Source organism: Halomonas sp. ND22Bw, from assembly GCF_003011945.1.
Lineage (GTDB): Bacteria > Pseudomonadota > Gammaproteobacteria > Pseudomonadales > Halomonadaceae > Halomonas > Halomonas halophila.
Map to the genome: position 1 here is coordinate 1 of NZ_PXWD01000466.1, position 328 is coordinate 328.

Annotated in this window: 1 protein-coding gene; it reads right to left on the reverse strand. The window is 70.4% G+C overall.

Translation table 11 applies throughout. The annotated features are described in order from the left end of the window. Window positions 1-328, reverse strand: a 328-nt coding sequence (locus CVH10_RS18960; RefSeq protein ID WP_146143077.1) for an amidohydrolase family protein, incomplete at both ends; no start/stop codon positions are given.

The window sequence follows — 328 nt, forward strand, 5'->3', positions numbered from 1 at the left end:
CAGCGCGTCGTCGTCGAGCGCTTCCCAGTCGAGCAGCACGATGTCAGCCGGCGCGCCGGGCGCGATGCGGCCCCGCGAGGCGAAGCGCCACAGCTGGGCCGGCGTCATCGTCGTGTCGTAGCCCCAGCCGCGGTGCAGCGCATAGGCCAGGTGCGCTTCGCGCAGCGCGTCGTCGTCCTCGTCGAAGGCCATGCCGTCGAGGCCCATCGCGACCTTGCAGCCCTGCTGGATCATCTCCGCCAGCGGCGCGATGCCCGACTTCAAACCGAGGTTCGAACTGGTGTTGACCGCGATGGTCGCGCCGCGTTCGGCGATCAGCGCCAGGTCT